This is a genomic window from Chromobacterium subtsugae, assembly GCF_035919665.1.
GTDB classification, from domain to species: domain Bacteria; phylum Pseudomonadota; class Gammaproteobacteria; order Burkholderiales; family Chromobacteriaceae; genus Chromobacterium; species Chromobacterium subtsugae.
On record NZ_CP142381.1, the window covers coordinates 4,340,212 to 4,365,270 of the forward strand.

18 protein-coding genes are annotated in these 25,059 nt (G+C 51.8%); 16 read left to right on the forward strand and 2 right to left on the reverse strand.

Annotated elements, in window-relative coordinates; translation table 11 throughout:
• The first annotated feature begins 19 nt into the window (after positions 1-19).
• The 14 genes from U6115_RS20700 (at position 20) to U6115_RS20765 (ending at position 14,596) form a co-directional block, all read left to right on the forward strand.
• On the forward strand, positions 20-1,105 hold the full coding sequence (locus U6115_RS20700) for a hypothetical protein (RefSeq protein WP_146008425.1): 1,086 nt from the start codon (positions 20-22) through the stop codon (positions 1,103-1,105).
• A gap of 71 nt (positions 1,106-1,176) precedes the next feature.
• Positions 1,177-1,953: a formyltransferase family protein gene (locus tag U6115_RS20705; protein WP_080509334.1), complete on the forward strand. Its 777-nt coding sequence runs from the start codon at positions 1,177-1,179 to the stop codon at positions 1,951-1,953.
• Between the two features lie 908 nt (positions 1,954-2,861).
• Complete coding sequence (locus U6115_RS20710) at positions 2,862-3,989, forward strand: glycosyltransferase family 4 protein (RefSeq protein ID WP_043579305.1); 1,128 nt, start codon at positions 2,862-2,864, stop codon at positions 3,987-3,989.
• Positions 3,986-4,918: a UDP-glucose 4-epimerase family protein gene (locus U6115_RS20715; RefSeq protein ID WP_047238276.1), complete on the forward strand. Its 933-nt coding sequence runs from the start codon at positions 3,986-3,988 to the stop codon at positions 4,916-4,918. The genes U6115_RS20710 and U6115_RS20715 overlap by 4 nt, the downstream gene beginning before the upstream one ends.
• 79 nt (positions 4,919-4,997) lie before the next feature.
• Positions 4,998-6,143: a hypothetical protein gene (locus U6115_RS20720; RefSeq protein WP_146008424.1), complete on the forward strand. Its 1,146-nt coding sequence runs from the start codon at positions 4,998-5,000 to the stop codon at positions 6,141-6,143.
• 26 nt (positions 6,144-6,169) lie between these two features.
• Positions 6,170-6,871 (forward strand): glycosyltransferase family 32 protein, encoded by a 702-nt coding sequence (locus tag U6115_RS20725; RefSeq protein ID WP_076097956.1) that lies wholly within the window; start codon positions 6,170-6,172, stop codon positions 6,869-6,871.
• The gene (locus U6115_RS20730) at positions 6,868-7,560 is read left to right on the forward strand and encodes a BUD32 family EKC/KEOPS complex subunit (RefSeq protein WP_146008423.1); all 693 of its coding nucleotides are present in this window, start codon (positions 6,868-6,870) and stop codon (positions 7,558-7,560) included. Before U6115_RS20725 ends, U6115_RS20730 begins: the two co-directional genes overlap by 4 nt.
• Positions 7,557-8,669: a hypothetical protein gene (locus U6115_RS20735; RefSeq protein ID WP_146008422.1), complete on the forward strand. Its 1,113-nt coding sequence runs from the start codon at positions 7,557-7,559 to the stop codon at positions 8,667-8,669. The genes U6115_RS20730 and U6115_RS20735 overlap by 4 nt, the downstream gene beginning before the upstream one ends.
• A 1-nt stretch (position 8,670) precedes the next feature.
• Positions 8,671-9,486, forward strand: coding sequence for a polysaccharide deacetylase family protein (locus U6115_RS20740; protein ID WP_080509335.1), 816 nt, complete (start codon positions 8,671-8,673; stop codon positions 9,484-9,486).
• A 7-nt stretch (positions 9,487-9,493) separates the two neighbouring features.
• A complete protein-coding gene (locus U6115_RS20745; protein WP_122983733.1) occupies positions 9,494-10,741 on the forward strand; it encodes a lipopolysaccharide biosynthesis protein in 1,248 nt (415 codons plus the stop codon).
• Positions 10,742-10,762: 21 nt separating this feature from the next.
• Complete coding sequence (locus U6115_RS20750) at positions 10,763-11,707, forward strand: glycosyltransferase family 2 protein (RefSeq protein ID WP_080770317.1); 945 nt, start codon at positions 10,763-10,765, stop codon at positions 11,705-11,707.
• A gap of 33 nt (positions 11,708-11,740) precedes the next feature.
• Positions 11,741-12,595, forward strand: a complete 855-nt coding sequence (locus U6115_RS20755) for a GT-D fold domain-containing glycosyltransferase (RefSeq protein ID WP_080770318.1) — start codon at positions 11,741-11,743, stop codon at positions 12,593-12,595.
• A 143-nt stretch (positions 12,596-12,738) separates the two neighbouring features.
• Positions 12,739-13,929 (forward strand): UDP-N-acetylglucosamine 4,6-dehydratase, encoded by a 1,191-nt coding sequence (locus tag U6115_RS20760; RefSeq protein WP_043579309.1) that lies wholly within the window; start codon positions 12,739-12,741, stop codon positions 13,927-13,929.
• Between the two features lies 1 nt (position 13,930).
• Positions 13,931-14,596 (forward strand): sugar transferase, encoded by a 666-nt coding sequence (locus tag U6115_RS20765; RefSeq protein WP_047238203.1) that lies wholly within the window; start codon positions 13,931-13,933, stop codon positions 14,594-14,596.
• A 55-nt stretch (positions 14,597-14,651) separates the two neighbouring features.
• Here U6115_RS20765 and U6115_RS20770 read toward each other — a convergent pair whose 3' ends face one another.
• The gene (locus U6115_RS20770) at positions 14,652-16,070 is read right to left on the reverse strand and encodes an FAD-dependent oxidoreductase (protein WP_043579310.1); all 1,419 of its coding nucleotides are present in this window, start codon (positions 16,068-16,070) and stop codon (positions 14,652-14,654) included.
• A 65-nt stretch (positions 16,071-16,135) separates the two neighbouring features.
• Positions 16,136-20,584 carry a glutamate synthase large subunit gene (gene gltB, locus U6115_RS20775; RefSeq protein WP_043579312.1) on the reverse strand — a complete coding sequence of 1,483 codons (4,449 nt, stop codon included), beginning with the start codon at positions 20,582-20,584 and terminating at the stop codon, positions 16,136-16,138.
• A 282-nt stretch (positions 20,585-20,866) separates the two neighbouring features.
• Here gltB and U6115_RS20780 point away from each other — a divergent pair, with 282 nt between their 5' ends.
• Together U6115_RS20780 and U6115_RS20785 are read left to right on the forward strand one after the other, a co-directional pair.
• Positions 20,867-22,387 carry a phospholipase D-like domain-containing protein gene (locus U6115_RS20780; RefSeq protein WP_043579314.1) on the forward strand — a complete coding sequence of 507 codons (1,521 nt, stop codon included), beginning with the start codon at positions 20,867-20,869 and terminating at the stop codon, positions 22,385-22,387.
• Between the two features lie 401 nt (positions 22,388-22,788).
• Positions 22,789-25,047, forward strand: coding sequence for an arginine/lysine/ornithine decarboxylase (locus tag U6115_RS20785; protein ID WP_043579316.1), 2,259 nt, complete (start codon positions 22,789-22,791; stop codon positions 25,045-25,047).
• Positions 25,048-25,059: the final 12 nt, after the last annotated feature.

The window sequence follows — 25,059 nt, forward strand, 5'->3', positions numbered from 1 at the left end:
ACGATCAGGATCTCTGCAAATGAGAAAAATCGCGTTGTTCTACTTCTACTTCGTCAGCCTGTACTGGTATCCGGTCACCGTCATGCAATGGGGCAGCTATGGCGCAGTGGAAGAGAGCACTCCCATATGGTTCAAGCTCCTGCGCGTGATCCTGGTCGCGCTGCTGCTGCTATTGCTGGCCGCGCGGCCAAGCATCAGCAAGAAAATCGCCTTTCCGCTGCTTTTCGCGCTGTACTGCATCTTTTCCGCGCCGGATATCGTCACGATCACCAATGCCATCACCTTCATCGTCTGCATCGCCATCTGCCTGAAAATCGATATCCGCGCCGTCAATTGGAGACGCCATATCGGCATAGCCAGCGGCATCGGCTACCTGACCGCTCTGCTCGAGATATTGGGGATTGTCGTTTCGCCTCACTCCTACGACGGCACCTTGCGCATCGTCGCGACTTTCGGCGGACCCAATAACGCCGCGATCATCTTATCCGGTTTTGCGCTGTACCATTTCATGCAGCTGCGGAAAACCCGCAGCATCGCCGATTTACTCCACTTCCTGGCCTGCTCGGTGCTGGTGCTGCTCACCGGGTCACTGAGCGCACTGATCGCTTTCCTGCTTTGCATGATTTCGCTGTCGCCGCGACTGTTGCTATTGGTGCCGCCCGCCGCGATCGCCGCGAACTTCATCAGCGACTTCATCTCGTTCAAAGTCGAGCAGTTCGCCAATCTATTCAGCAATAACTCGCAAACCATCGGCACCTTCAGCGACCGCCTCGAAAACATCCAGCTGATATGGCGCTCTTTCAATGCATCGCTTGGCAATGCGCTGTTCGGCACCACGCTGACTTCGGAAAGCGACTATTTGAATATTATTTCGCAACACGGTTTATTTGGATTGGCTCTTTTTCTGCTAGCCATCCTGGCACTGGGTATCGATATCTTTTTGGCGCTGGGACTATTGCAGGGCATCTTCACCCCCTTCTTGTTTCCATTTCCTAGTTTTGCCATTCTGTTTCTACTCAGCAAAATATACCAAACTGAAAAGGAAGCGAAACCTACGCTTATTGCTAAAAAATCTGAGCAAAACAGTTCCGTTCAGCCCATATAAATACAAATTTATCAAAGATTTATTTTTGATTACAGCGGCATACATTTCCCAACCAGCCATGAGGTTGAATCATGAAAAACAATTTCAAGATTGCCCTATTTGCAAACCATGCTCCTGGATTGCATATTGCTCAATATCTCTCCAGTTGCGCGGCAACGGATTCTGTAAGCGCGCTTTACATCAGCGATGAACAAAAAGAAAATGACCAAGCGATAATAAACTCTTTAAATGTGCCAAGAGATCGAATATTCCGAGGAAAAGACATAGTAAAAGATCCAGACCACATACAATGGTTCCGAGAACAAGACTTTGACGCGATCATAACTGTCTATTGGCCATGGCTGCTGAACAAAGAAATATTTAGTGCATCACCAATCACTGTAAATTTTCACCCGGCACTACTGCCAATCAATCGCGGCTGGTTCCCTCACGTTCATAGCCTGATAGATGGCAGCAAAACTGGGGTTACATTGCATAAAATTGAGGATGGCGCCGACACCGGTGCAATCTGGGCGCAAAAAGAAATCCCGATTCAAGCGCTGGATACCGCAAAAGATATCTATGATAAATTGCAGTTTGAAATTGTTGATTTGTTTAAGGAAAAATGGCCAGACATCAAGAATGGGAGAATTACTCCCTTGATACAAGATGAATCAAAAGCAGTCTACCATGCAAAAAAAGAGATTGAACAACTAGACTTTATTGAACTTGAAAAGGAATACAGTGCTCGCGAGTTGATTAATAAGCTAAGAGCCAGAACATTCGGAAATCGAGGCTTTGCATATTATGAAGAAAATGGCGAAAAAGTTTATATCAAGATTTCGCTATCGCGTACTAGTAAATTTTAGCAGCGCTTACAGAACTGAGACCCTTGCACTCCCCTGCAAGGGACCTCAGTTTTGTCAAACAGGCTCTAAGGGATCGCTGCTTAGCGATCACCCCATGCACGGTCGCCAGCACCGCTACGGTTCATGTTTATGCACGCAAGGCGGCAACTCAGATGCTATAGCCTCTCAGTCTGCCGTCATCAGGCTCAACTCGCCGCAAACCGACGTGCAACAGCAAAACCATCGCGCCGAACTGATCACCCCGCTTTCGCGACGCTAGCGCCCGCTAGCATGATCGCCAGACCTTGCCGATTGCGTTTTATCGCAGCGCTACGACTCGCCCCGGCGACCATCAACCAGAGCACCCTGCATTGCAGCCGAATGCCCTGCCCGCTTGGCACTCCGCGAACAGGCCCTCCCTGTCGGCGCAGCGCTCTTCCATCCTGCAGCTCGCCGCACGACAGCGGTCCATCCTGAGCATCTGCAGCGCAACACCACGCAAGTGCAAGCTAAGTTCATTCCTGACTGATAACAACAGTCAACCATCATGCTCACCCCCCGTTACATATCCACGTACCGCGCAGGCTACACGCCTCTACGCCTGGGCTCGCCAAGTGCGGGAACCAGCTTCCCGCAACGCCTGCCCAAGCGATGCCGTCCAGCGGATGCCGGACTGAACGGTTTAGCGCAGCGATGTCGCGCCGAACCTTAAGCATTGCAGTGGTACTGTGCAGCCCATTTGTCACGAACAGCATCAAGTTGACCATGTCAAGTTGGGCAACACCGCCACATTCCGGTACTATCACGCTAGCCGATTGCAGTACCCCTATTTGATCGAAATGGCCATTTAATCGATCCTAGTAATTTGATAAAAAATACAATCCCATAGTCATTTTTTGATATTTTCCGACAGGATAGACCAACAATAAATGAATAAAAAAATTATTTATTTCGTCACAGTTGATTGGTTTTTTTGTTCACATTTTCTTGCTAGAGCAGTCGCCGCAAAAGCACAAGGGTATGAAGTCTATGTACTGACCAATATTGACAAACATAAAGACAAAATATTGGCTGCAGGATTAAATATTATTGATATAAAGACTGATAGAAAGACTTTAAATCCATTTTCGTGGCTACAAACCTTATTAAAAGTTTACCAAGTCTATCGCACTGTAAAACCAGACATCGTTCATCACATAGCGCTGAAACCAATTTTACTAGGCAGCTTGGCTGCCAGAATGTCCAGTACTAGAAATGTAATCAACGCCATTGTAGGCGGTGGCTATGCATTCATCTCAAATGATATATCGATGAGAATGCTCCGCCCCATTATTCGTTTTACATTGGGCAAGTTGCTTAATCCCGCTGGCAGTAAAGTAGTATTTGAAAATACCGATGATTTAGATACGTTTACAAAATCTGGTCAAGTGCGTAGAGACTGTGCCGTCTTGATTCGTGGTGCAGGTGTGGATCCAAATCTTTTCCATACCAACCGAACAAAGCCCTCTAAGCCTATCGTTCTTCTTACCGCTAGGCTTCTCTGGGATAAAGGCATTGGAGAGTTTGTTGAAGCTGCCCGCTTGCTGCGACAGCGCAACATCAACGCGCGCTTTGTCATCGTTGGCGGCCAAGATCCAGGAAATCGTGCATCTATCGACCAAGAGACTTTATCAAGCTGGCACCAGGAAGGAGCCGTAGAACTTTGGGGATTTAGCGAAGACATTCCGAATATTCTGGCTCAATCCAGCATCATGTGCCTGCCGTCCTATCGAGAAGGCTTACCAAAATCTTTAATAGAAGCAATGGCAGCAAAGTTGCCATGCGTAACAACGGATGTGCCGGGATGTCGTGAAGCTGTCAGGCATAATGACAATGGTCTTTTGGTTCCTCCAAAAAATATTGCCGCTTTAGCAAAGGCCATTGAAACCTTGCTGCTAAACCATGAATTAAGCCATAAAATGGGGCTACGTGGATACGAACGGCTAGTAACTGAATTTTCTTCGGAAATAGTTATCAAAGACACCATATGTCTATATAAAGAATTGCTAGAACTATGAAAGCGCTAATTACAGGAGCCGATGGTTTCGTTGGCCGTCACCTTGTCCAAAATCTCTTGCATATAAATAACGAAGTCATTCCCACCTCCAGAAACGGGAACAATGGCTGCATCGCAACAGGAGATCTATCTGAAGACTATAACTGGTATCAGATATTGGCTGATTGCGACGTCGTTATCCATCTTGCTGCACGAGTGCATCAAATGCACGATACCGCACCTGATCCTCTTAGTGAATTTAGACGCGTCAACACTAGCGGAACCCTTCATCTTGCGAAGCAAGCGATTTCTGCGGGTGTTAAACGGTTTGTATTTATTAGCACGATCAAGGTGAATGGCGAGGAAAGTGCCATACCTTATTCCGAAAATAGCCCTCCACAGCCATCAGACCCTTATGCTTTATCCAAATGGGAAGCGGAACAGGGCCTGCTTCAACTTGCCAAAGACAGCACGATGGAGATTGTTATCATCCGGCCGCCACTAGTTTACGGCCCCGGCGTAAAGGGTAATTTTTCTTCACTGATCCAAATAGTAAAATATGGAATCCCGCTGCCATTTAAATCCATCAAAAACCTCCGCTCTCTCATCGGCTTATCGAATTTAGTCGATTTTATTATATTGTGCGCTGATAGAAATCGCTCGCCCAAAGCCGCCGGCCAAGTTTTTTTAATTTCTGACGGCTCGGACATTTCAACTCCTGAGTTGATAAAAAAGGTATCCGCCGCATGTCAGCTAAAACCAAGGTTGATTTGCTTTCCTCCATGCCTATTAAGGCTCGTAGCGGTATTTATGGGAAGAAAATCAGCTGCAGATCGCCTCCTCGGGTCATTGCAAGTAGATATTACGAAAGCTAGATCTATGCTGGGCTGGCAGCCTATAGCGACAATGGATCAGCAGCTTCACCAGATCACAAATCAAATAAAAAAATAAACTGTAGCGAATTTATATCAATACAGAAATTGCACCTTACTTTCAATTAACGCACACATTGCCACATGGAAATCAATAAATGGGCGTTTTTTTGTATAGTACTGGCCATAAGCTCTACAAACAAAGCATTTTTTATGCTAACAAATGGATAGCTCCGCTATTTCGTGACGATAAAATTTTCCGCCGCAACTGCATATATCTTGCTCTTGCATTATTCACGTGGTGTTTACTACTAAGTCCGTTCCAATCGTCAAAAGAAGCTATAATTAGCGCGTCGCGATTGCTTGTTGAAACCTCGCTAGTTTTTGCGTTGATTAAATTTCAGCCACAAAATACGCCAAGATGGTGCTTTAAATTCATAATCTGGCTTGGCACTATCAATGGTATCATTGTTGTTTTCCAGATAATGGAAGGCCTAAACTATCTGGATATCGGCTTCAGCAAGATTATTACGGATGTTTGGAAACTCCCAGTAAACGAATATAGCCGGAAGCCAGGGCTATTTAGTGGATTTCAATCATCATCGTATATCTCATTCATGGCAATTGTACTGTTAATTCAGTATGAAAAAAGCAAGACTGGAATATTTGGAGCCATAAATTTTTTCACAATTTTTTTTGGCGCAAGGACTTTTCTTGTTTTCCTACCAGCGTTTGCATTAATAAATAGAAGAATTTTAGCTTATTTTGTATTCATTAACATAGCGCTGTTAGGTACGACAAACATTTTAGACAGCCATGCTTATGTGAAAATGATGGTATCCCATTTAAAAACCAGAGTTTTCCCGGCAATGGATGCTGTATACACTCTGCGCCCCGGTATAAGCGAGAGCGCAAGTGACACATTTACCCAATACCAAATAACCCCTCAGGACATAAACAAAAAATCTGAGGCTGTAGAGAATACAATAGCAGCCGGGAATAAATTTCCTTATAAACAGCTGCTACTTGGAAATGGTATGCCGAGGTATTCTAAAGAAGGAGGCCTAGACACTATGCTAAGTAGATGGCTAAAGCAATCAGGTGCTCCAGCAGCTATTTTAGTTAGCTTACTAACACTATTAATTTGTCTAAAAATTGGCAGTAAAAAAGGACTCGTGAATAAGGTGTTGATGCTTGCGTTATTGCTATCCAGCGTCAAAGGAGAACTAGTCACTGCCACGCTTATTTTCAGTTCGCTTCTTATTTACTCGCTAACTGACTTTGATTTACAAAAAAACTATTAAGCTCATAAAAAGTCGAGGGCACCATCATGATCCCAAAGATCATTCATCATATCTGGCTTGGCGATAATGATTTACCAGCTCAGTTTAAAAAATTTATCGATGATGCGCGTGAACTATTGCCCGATTATGAATTTAAACTCTGGAATGAAAGTAATATCGACTTAGAGAGTCCATTTGTAAAAAGAAATTATGCCGCTAAAAACTGGGCCTTTGTTTCTGATTATGTTCGGTTCAAAATACTTTCCGAAGAAGGTGGAATTTATCTAGACACCGATATGGAAGTTCTAAAAAATTTTGATGAACTATTGGATTGTTCAGGCTTTGCTGGACTCAATCGACAAGAAAGTGCAATTTATTGCGGAATAATAGGATGCATGAAGGGTCTTCCATTGATGACAGCCGTACTGAAAAAGTATGATCAGCTTCCAGATGGAGTTAATCCTACATCACCCGATATTTTAACCCAAGCATATATAGAAATCCAGGAAAGCTCATTTTTAATTTACCCAGCCCAAGCATTCTACCCGACTGAAGAAGGCGAAAAAATTACAAAGCAGTCACTTATCGAATCATATACAATTCATCACTGGGGTGAAAGTTGGAGATCATACGTCCACCTTCGCCGCGTACTACGCAGAATCGGGCTTATGGGCATATATCACAAATTCACCCGGAAAAAGGGTATCCTGAAATCTAATCTTCACATTCATTCAGGCCCATTAGCGTGAGTAAGCCAGAAGTTTTTGAAAAGAGTTTTCCTTATCTTAACCCTGATGATGTGCAACACTTGTACCGCCATAGTCTAGCCGTTGAAAGATCCATCGATGGTATTAGTGATATAACCACCCCTCGGGTTCTGGCATGTGACGGGCTATCCATACATTATCAGTATCTCGAATTAGGTGATTCATTCCACCATGTACTATCAGGCGACACGGACAGCAATGACTATCTATTTAGAATTGGAAAAGCGCTTAAAGCTATCCATTCATATCAACTAAGCGAAAATACTCGGAGCCTGCTTCATAGTGATTTTGTTCCGCATAATATTTTTATATCTGGAACGAAAATTACTCTGATTGATCCACATCCGCCGGAGAAGCTTGATTTCTCTACAGACCGTTTGTATGGAAATCCCTATTCTGAAATCGTGGATTTCATATTTTGCTTAATGTCGGATGTTGGTTTTAAACGTTCAATAACCAAGCTAGGTCTGAACGTCAGCCATGCTAGTAGTTTTTTTGATGGATATGGGAAAAGTAATCTAAGAATACACAATTTTTTCCGACCTATTTTTTATAAGTGCAAGGATAGCTATATATTGAAACGACGAGCAGGTTTTCCTTTAACACACGCGACTCTGCATTGTGTTTCCGGTAGTATACTGACGCTCCTCGTTTTATGGAAGGCATTATGATTGCCCAAGACTTGTGTACTCTCTTGCAGCGTGAATTCGGCTGCCGGCTATTATCAGAGATCGGGCCTGCTCCTGCTGATATTGATATTTTTGTGCCAATAGAGCATCGTGATGCTGTAGCCAGAAAAGTAGAGGCTTATGGTTTTATTCGCTGCGGTGTTGATCATGGCCAATTAGATTATCGTCTTTATGAAGATGGAAAACTGTATATCCTTGACCTATTAAGCGAATTTCAAGTTTATACGCGCTATATCACATGTTTAAAATTAAATAATAACGGTAATGAGGCGATAGGGAAATCGCCAGTTCTGCACAAAGCGTTTAAATATCTTTGCCTCAATCGAATTGATAAATTTGACTTTGTACAGCAGCACATTACTCAAATAGCTGCTTTTTTACGAGAAACTTCAAACTTTGAATGGCTTCATCCCAAAGTGTTGAACAGCGCTGCATCAGGTTCAGCGGAAGCTCTGATCCAAGTATTCGCCTGCTCATTGCTTGGCAGATACACCTCGCGAGATTTCATCCGCGCCAAGTTAATAAATCCGATACTCATGAGGTATAAAAGGATTGGAAGAGGTCTCTCTATAGCGTTTGTTGGACCAGATGGTTCTGGAAAGTCTTTTATCATAGACAAGCTATCCCAGGCAGCCTCTAGCAAACAAATTTATATGGGGGATTGGTTTTTCTTCTTTCAAAAATTTTATAGCTTTTTGATAAAAATACCATCCCCTTACAACCGGGTTGTATATTTAATATATCCTATTGAGAATTATTTAAGGACATTAAAGGTTCTCTTTTTCCGATCGATTGGAAAGTTAGTTCTTATTGACAGATTCCCAGGCACAAACCGCAATGTCGTTCACCAAGGTGTACTAGGGAAAATCAATCGAATTACATTTAAAATTTTTCCCAAACCAAACTTGATCGTATTATTGCTGGCTCGCCCTGAGGTTGTATATGCAAGAAAGCAGGAGCTGACCGTTGAAGAAATTCGAGAGATGCAAAATCAACTACAGCTATTGCTTAAAGATACTCCGCATTTATTTCTAGATACAGAACAGCTGGATCCTGCATTGAATCAGCTATTAAAATTTATAGAGGTATGATGTGTTTATCAAACCCAGTATCATTAAAAGCAGGTTGCGTGTATTTCTTTCACTAGTACTTTTCACGCTTGCAAAAATTATTCCTTTTTACTCGAAAGAGTATAAAGGAAAAACTAGAGTGATTTTGTTTCATCACATAGACACGCAGCGTCAGTTTGAAAAAATTGTAAAAAAACTATCTGAAAAATACAACCTTATTGGATTTGATGATTACTTGGCTGGTAAAAAAAATCCATCAAAACTGAATTTGATCTTGGCGTTTGACGACGGCTACTTGTCATGGAAAACTAATGCTTACCCCGTGTTAAAAAAATACTGTGTACGGCCTTTATTTTTTCTGAATTCAGATTTTGTAGATTTGGGTATTGAAGATGCTCATCGCTATTGTGAAAATGTCATCCATACATGGGCGGAACCGTCTCTTACTTGGAAGGATGTACAAGAACTATTTTCTTATGGAGCAGAGATTGGCGGACACTGCGAACTGCACCTTGACTTGTCCGCCATTTCAACTGGTGCAACTGCACATAGCGCAATTGAAAATGATAAAGTCCGAATAGAGAAAAATCTAAATCATGACATCCGAAGCTTTGCGTATCCGTTTGGCAGATACACACCGGAAAGCGTGGCGAGCGTCAGCAAGATTGGCTACCAGTATGGATTTACCTGTGAAGCAGGCTATCTAGAAGATGCCGTGGATCCGCTACGGCTGCCGCGGACGAATATCGGGATGCGTCCTCCGATTGCCATATGCGCTGCAGCAGAAGGCTGGCTTGAAGTGATAACCGACATTTTTGCGTATATTAAAAAAAGATAATGAATTGATGAGAACCGGCAGCTTGAAATTACTTGTCAAAAATTTTTCCGCGCAAGGTCTAAATACCTTACTTGGCCTAGTATTTACTATTGCTGGCGCACGTTTGATGAGCTTGGCTGATTATGGCGAACTTCGCTATATGATGACATTACTTCCATTACTGATGGCTTGTACTCTGCCAGGATTCGATTCGATCATACTTAGAAAAGCCAACCTGCGTGAGCAGGTTCCATTGCGGAATATATTCTATATCCGCTTGGTTACAGGTTGCGTCGGTGCACTGAGTGTTTCCGTTGCACTGTACTTCTTTTCGCCTGCACTCAGTGCGTCATTGAAATTTCTCCTCCTCATTACCGCCCTACTTTTGCCTTTCTTTGAAACTGCAACAGGATATAAAAACTACTTGATAGGCATTGGACTACGTAATCAAAGCTTGAACCTAGTATTTTTTTCTAGGCTTACTAGCATGTTGCTGTTCCTCTTGCTAGGACTATTGATTTACTCCCATTACCTTAGTCCTCTGTGGATCTATCCATCCTACTTGCTTGCTATTATATTGCCTACTATCTGGACTTTTTCCCTGATCGCTCGGAAAATCCGACATGCGGAGAATTTCTTCCCGATAAAATGGCACGCACTCATTTTACCAGCAGCTGTCTCAACCATAGCTAGTTTAACGTACACATACGCTTATTCGATGGATAAGCTCTGGATACGTAATTTATCCGGCGCGCAAGCCTTGGCCATATATTCTATTTTGGTTATGGTCCCTCAAGAATTAGCGAAATTATGTGATACCTCTTTTCCCTTGTATTATAAACGCTTATTTTTTGATCGAAATACGGAAAAGAGGAAAATTCATATCGGACGCGCGTTTTTTTCCTTGCTAACCGCGATAGTTGTGCTGCTTCTTTACGCAAATACGTTCAAATTTTTTTCACCATGGATATTCGGGGAAAAGTATAGTTACCCATTTTATTTATGCTTATTATCCGGGATGTTGATATTTGGGCAAGCCTTTGAATACTTTAATAGCCATAAAATTTTTGCCCATCATGGATCTCGTGGCCAATTTATTTACACATTGCTTAACTTGGCTCTATGTTCTATTTTCATCCCGATTGGTATAAAGCTTGGCGGTCTAAGTGGCCTTCTGCTTGCTTTGCTCTTCAAGCAATTGCTACTCCCTATTTTTTACTACTCTGGGGTATCTATTACCTCGAAGTTGCATTTCGACAGTCGAAAATTTTTCTAATATTGAAACAGTGAGCTATTGATGCGCCTGTCTGTTATTATTTCAACACTCAGCCGAAAAGAAACACTAGTTCGTTTACTAGAAAACATCTCCCGGCAAACACGGTTACCAGAAGAAATTGTAATTGTAGAGGCTGGATCAGGAAATCTTGGGCCATCTGATATTCCAGTCTCAATTAGAGAGTTGATCGTTACAATTTACCCATATCAAGCATCTCTTGCCTATTCTAGAGAGTCTGGAAGAAAAACCGCTACAGGCGATGTAATCGTCTTCTTTGATGACGACATTATCATACCTAATACCTATATTGAAGATGTCGCATCCTACATGCTGGAAAACCAAGATATAATGGGTGTAGGTGGCACATACACGGACGAAAATGTCACCAAGCGTGTAGATAAAAGTTTATGGGTTGGCCGCCTGCTTGGCATTTACGCAGATGGCCACAGTAACCGCATTCTCAAGTCTGGTTGGGCTGATTATGTTCGATCTGGATATTTAAACGATATTACGCCTGCGCAATGGCTGTTTGGTTGCAATGGTGCATATCGCGCGGATGCTTTTAAAGTTCCTTCAGTATCCATTCAAAAAGATATGGCAACATGGTCTTTTCTAGAGGATGCCGTACTTGGAGCCATGCTGACTCGAAATTACGGCATGTGCTTGCGAATATTGCCAACTCTTGCAGTGAGACATGCTCCTCCAGCAAGTTTTGGCAGTATAAATAAATCAACGCTACGTATGCGTATATTATATCGCTATATTTTTTGGCGTGATTTTCTTGATGGCGTTTGCACCCCATCTCTACCTGCATTTTTAGTCGGAATGGTTGCAAACCTCTTGTTAATGTTGAAACAAGAGCGTGCATTATGGGTAGCGCACGAGTGCTTTCAGTCATTGATATTTATTTATCGCAATCCAAAAATATCCTGGCAACATGCCAATGATTTTATCTTTGGTAAATAAGTTATATTTATTTGCTTTTAATTGGAGTTTTTCATGAGTTTGTTATTCCGCAGCATCAGCGTCTTCGGTCGCTTCCCCTTCGTAAGACTCATACAAGTAATCGACAACCCGCGCTATCTGTTGCACATAATTAAAAAAAACTTAATTTATAAAAGATCCAAGATTGACTACACCGATAAATATTCAGCATTCACTTTTATGAGTGGGCAAGAATCACTTGAGGACTTGATAAAAAATAAGAAAAGTTTAGCACGTTTCAGCGATGGTGAATTTGAACAGATTGTCGGCGCTGGTGAGTACCCCCCTGATTCTGACTGGTGTCAAAAATGGTCCAAGCCATTAATTGATGACATGCTGAAAACCCTTTCCTCTGAGGATGATCGCTTACTTGTTGCCGTAGACCCACCATCGACATTCCTTGGGACGCGGGATTCAACTCACAGCATTCGCTTTGAATACAATATGTGGGTAGATATGCGCCGGCTGATGTGGACATTCCTCTGCCCGGGAAGGTCATATGGCCATAGCCATTTATTCATAGAGGCCAACTCCCCAGACTTTAATTGGGCGCAATTTAAAGACCATTTACGCGAAAAACATGTCATTGTTGCCACAGGAAATACCGACAAAATAAGCGATCTTAACTTAGGGTTAAAAACATACTTCGTAGAGTGCGGCACAGAAAATGCCTACGAGCGAAAATCTATCATAAAAGATAATATATCGAATCTTATCAAGAACAATGGGCTTGATAAAAATAATGTACTTGTTTTATTGAGCCTAGGACCCACTGCTGGCATTTTGGCGCGTGAATTTATTGATGATGACATTTGTGCTTGGGATACCGGTCATATGTTTAAATTTGCAGCTAAAAAATTTTCTGCGTGACATGTGAATTAATTTCTTAACGAACAAATAAAGAAAATTGCCAACACTAAATAATGCACTACCACTCTGTTTTGCATAAAAATCAAACCGGTTTGGAAGTGATTTTAGCTGCGTGCTAACTTAATTTATAGAAGACAACTCCTATGGATAGCACTCTAAAATTGATTGGACGTACCGCGCCATTATTTGGTGCGGACATCACTCAACATAAGCAGGATTTGGAAGAAATCGTTGCTGAAAGCAGTTTTCTGGTCATCGGTGGAGCTGGCTCTATTGGCCAAGCCGTAGTACGCGAGATCTTCAAACGTAATCCAAAAGTATTGCATGTTGTCGATATCAGTGAAAACAACATGGTCGAGCTCGTACGTGATCTACGCAGCACCCTTGGGTATATCGATGGGGACTTCCGCACCTTCTCTATCGACTGCAATGGGCCGGAATTTGATGCCTTGATGTCTTGGGGAAAGGGCTACGATTATGTGCTCAACTTATCGGCATTGAAGCATGTCCGTAGCGAAAAAGACCCATTCACCTTGATGAGGCTGATAAAGGTCAATATCCTCAATACTATCAGCACGTTGAAACATGCTAAAAATAGTGGCGCCAAAAAATATTTCTGCGTGTCCACCGATAAGGCCGCTAACCCAGTCAATATGATGGGGGCCAGCAAGCGCATCATGGAAAAATTTTTGATGCGCGAGAGCCTTGACCTAGCTATTTCTACCGCCCGCTTTGCCAATGTAGCATTTTCGGATGGGTCGCTACTGCACGGATTCAATCAGCGCTTTACAAAACGCCAGCCTATTTCTGCACCTAGCGATATTCAGCGATATTTCGTCACGCCGCAAGAATCTGGGGAGCTTTGCTTGATGTCTTGCTTGCTAGGTCAAAACCGGGAGATTTTCTTTCCCAAACCAAGTCATGATCTTCAGCTGACTAGTTTTTCTGATATCGCAAGCCGATATCTGGAGCAGCTGGGATACACCCCCTACCCATGCAGCTCGGAAGAAGAAGCCAGAGAGAAAGCCTCCGCGCTAATTGCTGACAAGAAATGGCCCTGCTACTTTTTCTCTAGCGATACGACCGGAGAAAAGAGTTATGAAGAATTTTTCACTGAAAGAGAAATTCTCGACATGGCACGATTCCAAAACATTGGGATTATTAAAAATGACCCCGCTTTCGATGAGCAGGCACTGAATTCATTCCTGGATGGTATCCAGAAATTGAATCAAAACGGCCGCTGGGAAAAAATTGAAATCGTATCGCTTTTTGAAGCAATCCTGCCTGAGTTTTCACACTTGGAGACTGGGAAATATCTGGACGGAAGAATGTAATATGCAGCGTTTTTTTGACATATTTTTTTCAGCAATAGCATTGCTGATTTTATCTCCCTTGCTGATACCCATCATGATCGCTTTGCGGCTGACAGGCGAAGGTGAGATTTTTTACAAGCAAAACCGAATAGGTCACGGCGGGAAAAGCTTTGGCCTGTTGAAGTTTGCAACCATGTTGAAGAATAGCCCTAATATAGGTTCAGGCAATATAACTCTCAAGAATGATCCGAGAGTGCTGCCGATGGGGAATTTTCTCAGAAAAACAAAAATCAATGAACTGCCTCAACTAATTAATATTTTGACTGGAGACATGAGTGTTATCGGCCCTCGCCCTTTGACTAAAGATAATTTTGATATTTACCCTGTGTCGGTAAAATCCGCCTTATATAAAATACGGCCAGGTCTTTCAGGAATTGGTTCAATCGTGTTCCGAGCTGAAGAAAACATGCTGGACAATCGAGAAGATCCACGGGATTACTACTGTAAATTCATCGCTCCTTACAAAGGCGAGCTGGAACGCTGGTATACCGAGAAAAAGAATGGGATTTTATACTTTACTTTGATTTTCCTTACCGTGTGGGTCGTATTATTTCCGAATTCAAAGATAATCTGGAAAACCTTCCCAGACTTGCCTTTACCACCGCAAGAGCTGAAAGAGTTTATTTAATTTAATCAAAAAAAGGCTATGCCCATACAGGCATAGCCTTTTTACGCGGAACAACTCACTTTTCAAAACTGGCCAAGATGCCCTCAGCAGCCTCCCTGCCTTCGAACACCGCTCTCACCACCAAGTCCGCGCCTCTTACCATATCGCCGCCAGCGAAAATTTTGGGGTTGGCTGTCTGATATTTGAAGCCCTTGGCTACTCGCGACGACACCATCGTCCGTCCGCTGCCATCAACCTCGATCCCCTGGCTGGAGAACCATGGCGCCGCGGAAGCCTGAAAGCCAAAGGCAATCAGCACATGATCGCACTCCACCACTTCTTCCGAGCCGGGAATGACCTCCGCCTTTCGCCGCCCCTTGGCATCTGGCGCGCCCAGGCGCGTCTCCGCTAGCTTGACCGCCAACGTGCCGCCTATCATCGGTTCGATGGCGATGGGCTGGCGGTTCCACAGAAACTCCACCCCCTCCTCCCTGGCGTTGGCGACTTCGCGCTTGGAGCCGGGCATATTGGCCTCATCGCGGCGGTAAGCGCAGATCACGCGCTTGGCGCCCTGGCGGATCGCGGTGCGGTTGCAGTCCATCGCGGTATCGCCGCCGCCCAGCACCATCACCCGCTTGCCGCGCATGGACAGCGGCGCCTCGCCCTTGGGCAGCGTGCCCAGATTCTGCCGCACGTTATTGATCAAGTAAGGCAAGGCCTCCAGCACCCCCGGACTGTCTTCGCCCTGGAAACCGCCCTTCATGTACTGGTAGGCACCCATGCCCATGAAAACCGCGTCGTGCTGCTTGAGCAGCTTGTCGATGGAAATATCCTTGCCGACTTCGGTATTGAGCACGAAGCGCACGCCCATGCCCTCCAGTATCTCGCGCCGGCGGCGGACCACGTCCTTCTCCAGCTTGAATTCCGGGATGCCGAATGTCAGCAGGCCGCCGATCTCTTCATAGCGGTCGTACACCACCGGCTTCACGCCGTTGCGCGCCAACACATCGGCGCAGGCCAGGCCGGCCGGCCCGGCGCCTATCACCGCCACCGTCTTGTCGGTCCATACCACCCTGGACATGTCCGGCCGCCAGCCGGCCTTGAACGCCTCGTCGGTGATGTACTTTTCGATGCTGCCGATCGACACCGCGCCGAAACCGCCCTGGTTCAGCGTACAGGCGCCTTCGCACAAACGGTCTTGCGGGCAGACGCGGCCGCAGATCTCCGGCAGGCTGTTGGTCTGGTGCGACAACTCCGCCGCCTCGAACAAGCGGCCCTCCTCCACCAGTTTCAGCCAGTTGGGGATGTAGTTGTGCACCGGGCATTCCCATTCGCAATAGGGGTTGCCGCAAGACAGGCAGCGGCCGGCCTGGTCGGCGGCGTCCACAACGTGCAGCGGCTGGTAGATTTCCTTGAATTCAATCTTGCGCACGGATGCTTCAACCTTGTCGCCGGGATTGCGCGACAACTTCATGAACTGGAATACATCGGACATCTTGTTCTCTCCCGCGGGGATGGGCGGCGCCTTCTTGCGCCGCCGCGTATCGATTCAACCGGCGCTTAGTCTTTCAGCAGGCTTTCCAGCTTGGCGGCCTTGGGCTTCACCAGCCAGAAGTAGTCGACGTAGTCGTCGAAGTTCTGCAGCATCGCGCGGCCGGTTTCCGAGCCGGTCAGTTCCACGTGCTTGGCGATCTTCTCCAGCAGGAAGGCGCGATACATGCCCATCGCCTCGCCATTGATCAAGTGGATGTCGATCAGCTCGTTGTTGTAGCGGTAAGCGAACTTCTCGCCCGGGTCGTAGACGAAGGCGAAGCCGCCGGTCATCCCCGCGCCGAAGTTGTAGCCGGTTTCGCCCAGCACCACGACCGTGCCGCCGGTCATGTATTCGCAGCAGTGGTCGCCGGCGCCCTCGATCACCGCCAAGGCGCCGGAGTTGCGCACGCCGAAGCGTTCGCCGGCGATGCCGGCGGCGAACAGCTGGCCGCCGGTGGCGCCGTACAGGCAGGTATTGCCGATGATGATGGATTCGCTGGCCTTGTAGCCGGCATCCTTGGGCGGATAGATGGTGACGCGGCCGCCGGCCATGCCCTTGCCTACGTAATCGTTGGCGTCTCCCTCCAGCTCCAGGTGCAGGCCGGCCGCGTTCCACACGCCGAAGCTCTGGCCGGCGCTGCCGGTGAATTTCACTTTCAGACAGCCGAACGGCAAGCCGGCCGCGCCGTGGACGCGGGCGATCTCGCCGGACAGCCGCGCGCCTATCGAGCGGTGGGTGTTTTCGATCGGGTATTCCAGCTCCAGCATCTGCCTGTTGCGGATGGCCGGCAGCGCGTCTTGCAGGATCTGCTCGGCCAGTTCGCCCTTGTCGAACGACGGATTGTTGTCCGCTACGCAGAAGCGCGGCTCGCTGTCCGGCACCGTGCCTTGCGACAGCAGCGGACGCAGGTCCAGCTTGTGCTGCTTGTCGCTCTCGCCCTCCAGCAATTCCAGCAGATCCATGCGGCCGATCAACTCTTCCATGCTGCGCACGCCGAGCTTGGCCATCCACTCGCGGGTTTCGCGCGCGATGAACAGGAAGTAGTTGACCACCATGTCCGGCAAGCCGGTGAAGTACTTGGAGCGCAGCTTGACTTCCTGTGTCGCCACGCCGGTGGCGCAGTTGTTCAGGTGGCAGATGCGCAGGTATTTGCAGCCCAGCGCCACCATCGGCCCGGTGCCGAAGCCGAAGCTCTCGGCGCCCAGGATGGCGGCCTTGACGACATCCAGGCCGGTTTTCAGGCCGCCGTCGGTCTGCACCCGCACCCGGCCGCGCAGGCCGTTGGCGCGCAGCACCTGCTGCGCCTCGGACAAGCCCAGCTCCCACGGCGAGCCGGCGTACTTGACCGAAGTCAGCGGCGAGGCGCCGGTGCCGCCGTCGTAGCCGGAGATGGTGATCAAGTCGGCATAGGCCTTGGCCACGCCGGCGGCGACGGTGCCGACCCCCGGCTCGGCCACCAGCTTCACCGACACCAGCGCCGTCGGGTTCACCTGCTTCAGGTCGAAAATCAGCTGCGCCAGGTCTTCGATGGAATAGATGTCGTGGTGCGGCGGCGGCGAGATCAGGCTGACGCCCTCCTTGGCATGGCGCAGCCGCGCGATCAGGCCGGACACCTTGTCGCCGGGCAACTGGCCGCCCTCGCCCGGCTTGGCGCCCTGCGCCACCTTGATCTGCAGCACCTCGGCGTTGACCAGATAGTGCGGTGTGACGCCGAAGCGCCCGGACGCCACCTGCTTGATCTTGGACATCTTCTCGGTGCCATAGCGCGCCGCGTCCTCGCCGCCCTCGCCGGAATTGGAGCGGCCGCCCAGCCGGTTCATCGCGATGGCCAGCGCCTCGTGCGCTTCCGGGCTCAGCGCGCCCAGCGACATGCCGGCCGAATCGAAGCGCTTGACGATGGCCTCCACCGGCTCCACCGCGTCGATCTCCAGCGCTTGCTCGGCCAGCTTCAGGCTCATCAGGTCGCGCAGCATCGCCACCGGGCGGGTGTTCACCGTTTCGGCGTATTGCAGGTAGGCGTCGTAGTCGTCGTTCTGCACCGCCTTTTGCAGCAGCTGCACCACGTCGGGGTTGTAGGCGTGGTATTCCTCGCCGTGCACGTACTTGAGCAGGCCGCCTTGGGCGATGCCGCGCATCGGATTGAAAGCCAGCCGCGCCAGTTGCTTCTGGTCGGCCTCGAAGTCTTCGAAATTGGCGCCGGACACCCGCGACACCGTGCCCTTCAGGCACTGCGCGACCACGTCCTCGTGAATGCCCACCGCCTCGAACAGCTGCGCGCCGCGGTAGGAGGCGATGGTGGAGATGCCCATTTTGGACAGCACCTTGAGCAGGCCCTTGTTGATGCCCTTGCGGTAGTGCTGCAGCGCCTCGTTGGCCTTCAGCGCCACCTCGCCGCTGTTCACCAGGTCGATGATGCTTTGGTAGGCCAGGTAGGGGTAGACCGCGGTGGCGCCATAGCCCAGCACGCAGGCCATCTGGTGCGCGTCGCGCACCGCCGCGGTTTCCACCACGATATTGGTCTTGCAGCGCAGGCCGGCGTCAATCAAGGCGTGGTGCACCGCGCCGGTGGCGAACAAGGCGTGGATGGGCAGGCGCTGGCCGGTGGCGTGGCGGTCGGACAGCACCACCACCACCGTGCCCTCCTGCACCGCCTCCACCACGTGCCGGGTCAGACAGGAAAGCGCCTCGCGCAGCGTGGTCTCGCCCGGGTCGTAGCACAGGTCGAAATTGGTGGCCTTCAGATAGCTCTCCGGCCGGGTGGTGACGCGGGTGAATTTCTCGTGGCTGAGCACCGGGCTGCGCACCTCCAGCCGCTTCGCGTGTTCGGCGCTCTCCTCGAACATATTGCGTTCCGGACCGAACACCGTGTTCAGCGACATCACCACCGCCTCGCGGATCGGGTCGATAGGCGGGTTGGTCACCTGAGCGAACTGCTGGCGCAGGTAATCGAACGGCGAGCGGGCCTTCTGGCTCAGCACCGCCATCGGCGTGTCGTCGCCCATCGAGCCCACCGCCTCCTGGCCGTCCTCGGCCAGCACGCGCAGGATCTGGTCGCGCTCCTCGCGGCTGAAGTTGAACATCTTCTGCAGCCGCGCCAACTCATCCTTGGACAGCGGCTCGACGCCGGCGTCGTCCTCTATCGACAGCTCCAGGTACTTGGCGCTGTCCTTGATCCACTGCCGATAGGGTTTGGCGCTTTTCAGCTGGGCGTCTATCTCTTCCGGCAGCAGCAATTCGCCGTTGGCCAGGTCGGCGCCGAACAGTTGGCCCGGCTTGACCCGGCCCTTCTTCACCACGTCCTGCGCGCGGTAGTCCCACACGCCCACTTCGGAGGCGATGGTGAGAATATTGTCCTTGGTCAGCACCCAGCGCGCCGGGCGCAGGCCGTTGCGGTCCAGCATGCAGGCGGCGTAGCGGCCGTCGGTCAGCACGATGCCAGCCGGACCGTCCCAGGGCTCCATATGCATCGAGTTGAATTCGTAGAAGGCGCGCAGGTCCTTGTCGGTGCTATCGACGTTCTGCCAGGCCGGCGGCACCAACAGGCGCAAGGCGCGGAACAGCGGGATGCCGCCCATCAGCAAGCCTTCCAGCATATTGTCCAGGCTCATCGAGTCCGAACCGTCGGTCTGGACGATGGGCCGCACCGCGTCCATGTCCAGATGCGGCGAAGCCATGATGCGCTCGCGCGCGCGCGCCCAGTTGCGGTTGCCCTGCACGGTGTTGATCTCGCCGTTGTGGGCGAGGAAGCGGAACGGCTGCGCCAGCTTCCATTGCGGCCAGGTGTTGGTGGAGAAGCGCTGGTGGAACACCGCCAGGCTGGACTCGAAGCGCGGGTCGGCGAGATCGGGGAAAAACACTGCCAGGTGATCCGGCGTCACCAAGCCTTTATAGGAGATGGTATGCGGCGACAGCGTGGGCAAATAGAAATGCGGGTCGTCCTGGCGGTTGGCCTTCTCCGCCAGCCGGCGGCCCATGTAGAGCCGACGCTGGAAAGCCAGCTCGTCCATGCCGAACGGACAGTTCACGAACACCTGGACGATGGCCGGCAGCGACGCCAGCGCCGCCTCGCCGCAGGCGCTCACGTCGGTGGGCACCACGCGGAAACCGGCCACTTCCAGTTGCTGAGCTTCCAGCTGTTCGCGCAGACGCGCCAGGCTGCGTTCGCCCAGCGCCCGCTCCGGGTGGTGGAACACCAGACCCGCGGCGTACACTGACTTCAGCGCGATGCCGGCCTCCAGGGCCACCTCGCGCAAAAAGCCGTCCGGTTTCTTGAACAGCAGGCCGCAGCCGTCGCCAGACTTGCCGTCCGCGGCCACCGCGCCGCGGTGGGTCAGCTTGGCCAGCGAGGAAATGGCGGTGGCCACCAGCCAGTGGCTGGGCTTGTCGTCCAGTTGGGCGATCAGGCCGAAGCCGCAGCTGTCCTGCTCGAACTCCGGTTTATACAATGTGCCTTGCAGGCGGCTCTGTCTGTCCATTTCTCTGCCCATTTATACTTTGTAGTGATGGCTTCGATTCTAAGGGCAAGATCGCGACAGCCGCAACCGCGTTTGGCGCAGCGCAACAAGCATTCAATTTCAACCACTTAATCAACAATTGATTGATTTTAAATGTAATTTCACTACCAAAAAACAGCTGCATTCTTGATTTTTTGAGACGTGAATTTTCAAAAAAACGACAGTCAATCAGGTCTGAAAGCAGATACAAACTGGTATTTTTCGCAATATTTTGTATTTTGTCAGACAAAATTCGAAAATAAAATGAACCACGACGACGCCTCCGCATCCACGCTGCAATTCGTCCGCCAACTGGCCGAACAGGCCTTGTCCCGCTCCGCCGGCGCGCCGCTGATCGGCGGAAACCAGGTGGATTTGCTGTACGACAGCGCCGACAACTTCCCGGCCTGGGAAAACGCCATCGCCGCCAGCCAGGATTCGGTGTTCATCGAAATGTATATTTTCGCCAATGACCAATTTGGCGGAAAAATCAGAAATATCCTGATAGATAAAGCCAAGCAAGGCATCCAAATTTGCCTGCTCTACGACTGGCTGGGCAGCTGGCGCGCGCATCTGTCGAGTTTTTTCAAGCCCTTGCACGAAGCCGGCGCCGAGGTGCGCGCCTATCATCCGCCCAGCCTGGGCGGCGGACTGAGCCTCCTGGGACGCAACCACCGCAAGATGATCATCGTCGACCGCCGGCTGCTGTTCGTGTCCGGCCTGTGCATCAGCGACAGCTGGCGCGGCCGGCCGGACAAGGGGCTGGCGCCCTGGCGCGACACCGGCCTGGCGCTGCGCGGCCCTTTGCTCGCGCCGGCGCTGGCCGCCTTCGCCGACAGCTGGGCCAGCTGCGGCGCCGCGCTGGACAACCGCTGGCTGCAACCGCTGGCGGTGGAAGCCGAAGGCGGCGCGGCGGCGGCGCGGCTGATCGCCACCACGCCGTCCACCGCCAAGATGATGCGGCTGGACCTGCTGGTCGCCAGCTTCGCCCGCCGCACGCTGTGGCTGACCGACGCCTACTTCATGGCCACCAGCCTGTATCTGTCGGCGCTGAAGCAGGCGGCGCGCGACGGCGTCGACGTGCGCCTCTTGGTGCCGCGCTCCAGCGACATCCGCTGGATCGCCGCCGTGTCGCGCACCCAGTACCGACCGCTGCTGGAAGCCGGGGTGCGGGTGTTCGAATGGAACGGGCCGATGATCCACGCCAAGACCGCCGTCGCCGACGGCCGCTGGGCGCGCATCGGCTCCACCAACCTCAATCTGTCGAGCTGGCTGGTCAACCGCGAGCTGGACATCGCGCTGGAAGACGAGGGCTTGGCCGGCGAGCTGGCGGAGCGCTTCCTGCGGGATCTGGAGCAATCCACCGAAATCGTGCTGCGCCAGGAGCGCCGCCGGCCGGTGCCGCGGCCGGTGGGCAAGCCGGAAAAACGCCCCCGCGGCACGCCCAAGGAGATGGCGCTCAGCGGCGCCAGCGCCGCCGCCCGCCAGGCGATGCGCATCGGCGACGCGCTGGGCGCGGTGGTGCACGGCAGCCGCATGGTGGAAAGCAGCGAGGCGCCGGCCTTCCTCAGCATAGGCTTGGCCTTGTGCCTGCTGGCGCTGGCGATAGGTTATTTCCCTTGGCTGGCGGCCGCGCCGCTCACCCTGCTGCTGGGCATAGGCGGCCTGGGGGTGGTATTCCGCGCCATCGGCCTGTACCTGGCCAAGCGGAGAAAAAAACAACAGTCCGCGCCGCGCGCCGGCACAGATCAAACGCAATCGCCGCCGCCGCCCGACTGCCAATGAAAACAGCCGCTTACCCGACCAGAGGATCGCCGCGGCGGGCAGCCGCCCCGCTTCGGCAAGCGGCTAATTGGTCACACCCCGAAGTTTTTTGCGCATCCGGCCATGCTGCATAACAACATGACAGGCAAAAGGTCTACAATGCGCGCTTCTTGGGATGTTCTCCAGGCCGGCTGACGTGAAGCGACCTACGGTCGCCATGTACGGACCGCGGCGCAAAGCGACCCGTTTTATTCGCGCCTCAAGGCCAGCCTCCAGGGCGGCGGCGAAGACCCGTTCTTCAGCCCGTGCGTACAGAATCTGCGCCCCACGCGCACCGAGTGACGCTGCAGCGATGCAGGCCGCCAGGTGACGCCACCCGGCCCCGCCGCAGTGTCCGAGTTAACAGCAACAAGGACTCAGGTATGCGTTTTCATTTCCCCATCGTGATCATCGACGAGGATTTCCGCTCGGAAAACACCAGCGGCTCCGGCATCCGCGAACTGGCTGCCGCCATGGAGGCGGAAGGCATGAGCGTGATCGGCTACACCAGCTACGGCGACCTCACCTCTTTCGCCCAGCAGCAAAGCCGCGCCGCCGGCTTCATCCTGTCGATAGACGATGAAGAATTCCAGACCGAGGACTCGGCCCAAGAGTCGCTGGGCAATCTGTACGGCTTCGTCGCCGAGATCCGCCGCCGCAATCCGGACATCCCGGTCTACCTGTACGGCGAAACCCGCACCGCGCGCCACATCCCCAACGACATCCTGCGCGAGCTGCACGGCTTCATCCACATGCACGAGGACACGCCGGAGTTCGTCGCCCGCCACATCATCCGCGAAGCCAAGAGCTACCTGGACAACCTGGCGCCGCCGTTCTTCCGCGCGCTGGTCGACTACGCGCATGACGGCTCCTACTCCTGGCACTGCCCCGGCCACTCCGGCGGCGTCGCCTTCCTGAAGAGCCCGGTCGGCCAGATGTTCCACCAGTTCTTCGGCGAAAACATGCTGCGCGCCGACGTCTGCAACGCGGTGGACGAGCTGGGCCAGCTGCTGGACCACACCGGCCCGATCGCGGCCTCCGAGCGCAACGCCGCCCGCATCTTCAACGCCGACCACCTGTTCTTCGTCACCAACGGCACCTCGACTTCGAACAAGATCGTCTGGCACAGCTGCGTCGCCGCCGGCGACATCGTGCTGGTGGACCGCAACTGCCACAAGTCGAACCTGCACGCCATCATCATGACCGGGGCCATCCCGGTGTTCCTGATGCCGACGCGCAACCACTACGGCATCATCGGCCCGATCCCGAAGTCCGAATTCCAGCCGGACACCATCAAGCGCAAGATCCTGGCCAATCCGTTCGCGCGCGAGATGCTGGAAAAGCACCCCAACCGCAAGCCGCGCATCCTGACGCTGACCCAGTCCACCTACGACGGCATCCTGTACAACGTCGAGGAGATCAAGGGCCTGCTGGACGGCGAGGTGGACACGCTGCACTTCGACGAAGCCTGGCTGCCGCACGCCTGCTTCCATGATTTCTACCGCGACTTCCACGCCATCGGCGAAGGCCGTCCGCGCTGCGAAGACAGCCTGGTGTTTTCCACCCAGTCCACCCACAAGCTGTTGGCAGGCATCAGCCAGGCTTCGCAAATCCTGGTGCAGGACCCGCAGAACCGCCAGCTGGACACCGCCTGGTTCAACGAGGCTTACCTGATGCACACCTCGACCAGCCCGCAATACTCGATCATCGCCAGCTGCGACGTGGCCGCCGCGATGATGGAGCAGCCGGGCGGCCAGTCGCTGGTGGAGGAATCGCTGGTGGAGGCGATGGAATTCCGCCGCGCCATGCGCAAGGTGGACGAGGAATACGGCCGCGACTGGTGGTTCAGCGTGTGGGGCCCGGACGATCTGTCCGACGACGGCATCTGCGACCAGACCGACTGGACGCTGCGCCCCGACGAGCGCTGGCACGGCTTCGCCGGCATCGAAGACGGCTTCAATATGCTGGACCCGATCAAGGCCACCGTGCTGACGCCGGGCCTGGACGTGGACGGCAGCTTCGAGGAAATGGGCATCCCGGCCGCCATCGTCACCAAGTACCTGACCGAACACGGCGTGGTGGTGGAGAAAACCGGCCTGTACAGCTTCTTCATCATGTTCACCATCGGTATCACCAAGGGCCGCTGGAACACGCTGATCTCGCTGCTGCAGCAGTTCAAGGACGATTTCGACAAGAACCAGCCGATGTGGCGCGTGATGCCGGAATTCATCGCCAAATACCCGCAGTACGAGCGCGTCGGCCTGCAGGATCTGTGCCAGCGCATCCATGGCCTGTACGCCAAGCACGACGTGGCGCGGCTGACCACCGACATCTATCTGTCCGACATGGAGCCGGCGATGCGCCCGGCCGACGCCTTCGCCAAGATGGCGCACCGCGAGATCGAACGGGTGCCGGTGGACCAGCTGGAAGGCCGCGTCACCGCGGTGCTGCTGACCCCGTATCCGCCGGGCATCCCGCTGCTGATCCCGGGCGAACGCTTCAACAAGACCATCGTCGACTACCTGCGCTTCGCCCAGGCCTTCAACCGCGAGCTGCCGGGCTTCGAAACCGATGTCCACGGCCTGGTGGCGGTGGAAGTGCAGGACCGCAAGGTTTACTGCGTCGACTGCGTCAAGCAATAAGGCTGCGGCGAG

Bases quoted from the DNA above. Each gene is read 5' to 3' on its own strand.
- U6115_RS20700 (WP_146008425.1), top strand. From the start codon at position 20: ATGAGAAAAATCGCGTTGTTCTACTTCTACTTCGTCAGCCTGTACTGG.
- U6115_RS20705 (WP_080509334.1), top strand. From the start codon at position 1,177: ATGAAAAACAATTTCAAGATTGCCCTATTTGCAAACCATGCTCCTGGA.
- U6115_RS20710 (WP_043579305.1), top strand. From the start codon at position 2,862: ATGAATAAAAAAATTATTTATTTCGTCACAGTTGATTGGTTTTTTTGT.
- U6115_RS20715 (WP_047238276.1), top strand. From the start codon at position 3,986: ATGAAAGCGCTAATTACAGGAGCCGATGGTTTCGTTGGCCGTCACCTT.
- U6115_RS20720 (WP_146008424.1), top strand. From the start codon at position 4,998: ATGGGCGTTTTTTTGTATAGTACTGGCCATAAGCTCTACAAACAAAGC.
- U6115_RS20725 (WP_076097956.1), top strand. From the start codon at position 6,170: ATGATCCCAAAGATCATTCATCATATCTGGCTTGGCGATAATGATTTA.
- U6115_RS20735 (WP_146008422.1), top strand. From the start codon at position 7,557: ATGATTGCCCAAGACTTGTGTACTCTCTTGCAGCGTGAATTCGGCTGC.
- U6115_RS20745 (WP_122983733.1), top strand. From the start codon at position 9,494: ATGAGAACCGGCAGCTTGAAATTACTTGTCAAAAATTTTTCCGCGCAA.
- U6115_RS20750 (WP_080770317.1), top strand. From the start codon at position 10,763: ATGCGCCTGTCTGTTATTATTTCAACACTCAGCCGAAAAGAAACACTA.
- U6115_RS20755 (WP_080770318.1), top strand. From the start codon at position 11,741: ATGAGTTTGTTATTCCGCAGCATCAGCGTCTTCGGTCGCTTCCCCTTC.
- U6115_RS20760 (WP_043579309.1), top strand. From the start codon at position 12,739: ATGGATAGCACTCTAAAATTGATTGGACGTACCGCGCCATTATTTGGT.
- U6115_RS20765 (WP_047238203.1), top strand. From the start codon at position 13,931: ATGCAGCGTTTTTTTGACATATTTTTTTCAGCAATAGCATTGCTGATT.
- U6115_RS20770 (WP_043579310.1), bottom strand. From the start codon at position 16,070: ATGTCCGATGTATTCCAGTTCATGAAGTTGTCGCGCAATCCCGGCGAC.
- gltB (WP_043579312.1), bottom strand. From the start codon at position 20,584: ATGGACAGACAGAGCCGCCTGCAAGGCACATTGTATAAACCGGAGTTC.
- U6115_RS20780 (WP_043579314.1), top strand. From the start codon at position 20,867: ATGAACCACGACGACGCCTCCGCATCCACGCTGCAATTCGTCCGCCAA.
- U6115_RS20785 (WP_043579316.1), top strand. From the start codon at position 22,789: ATGCGTTTTCATTTCCCCATCGTGATCATCGACGAGGATTTCCGCTCG.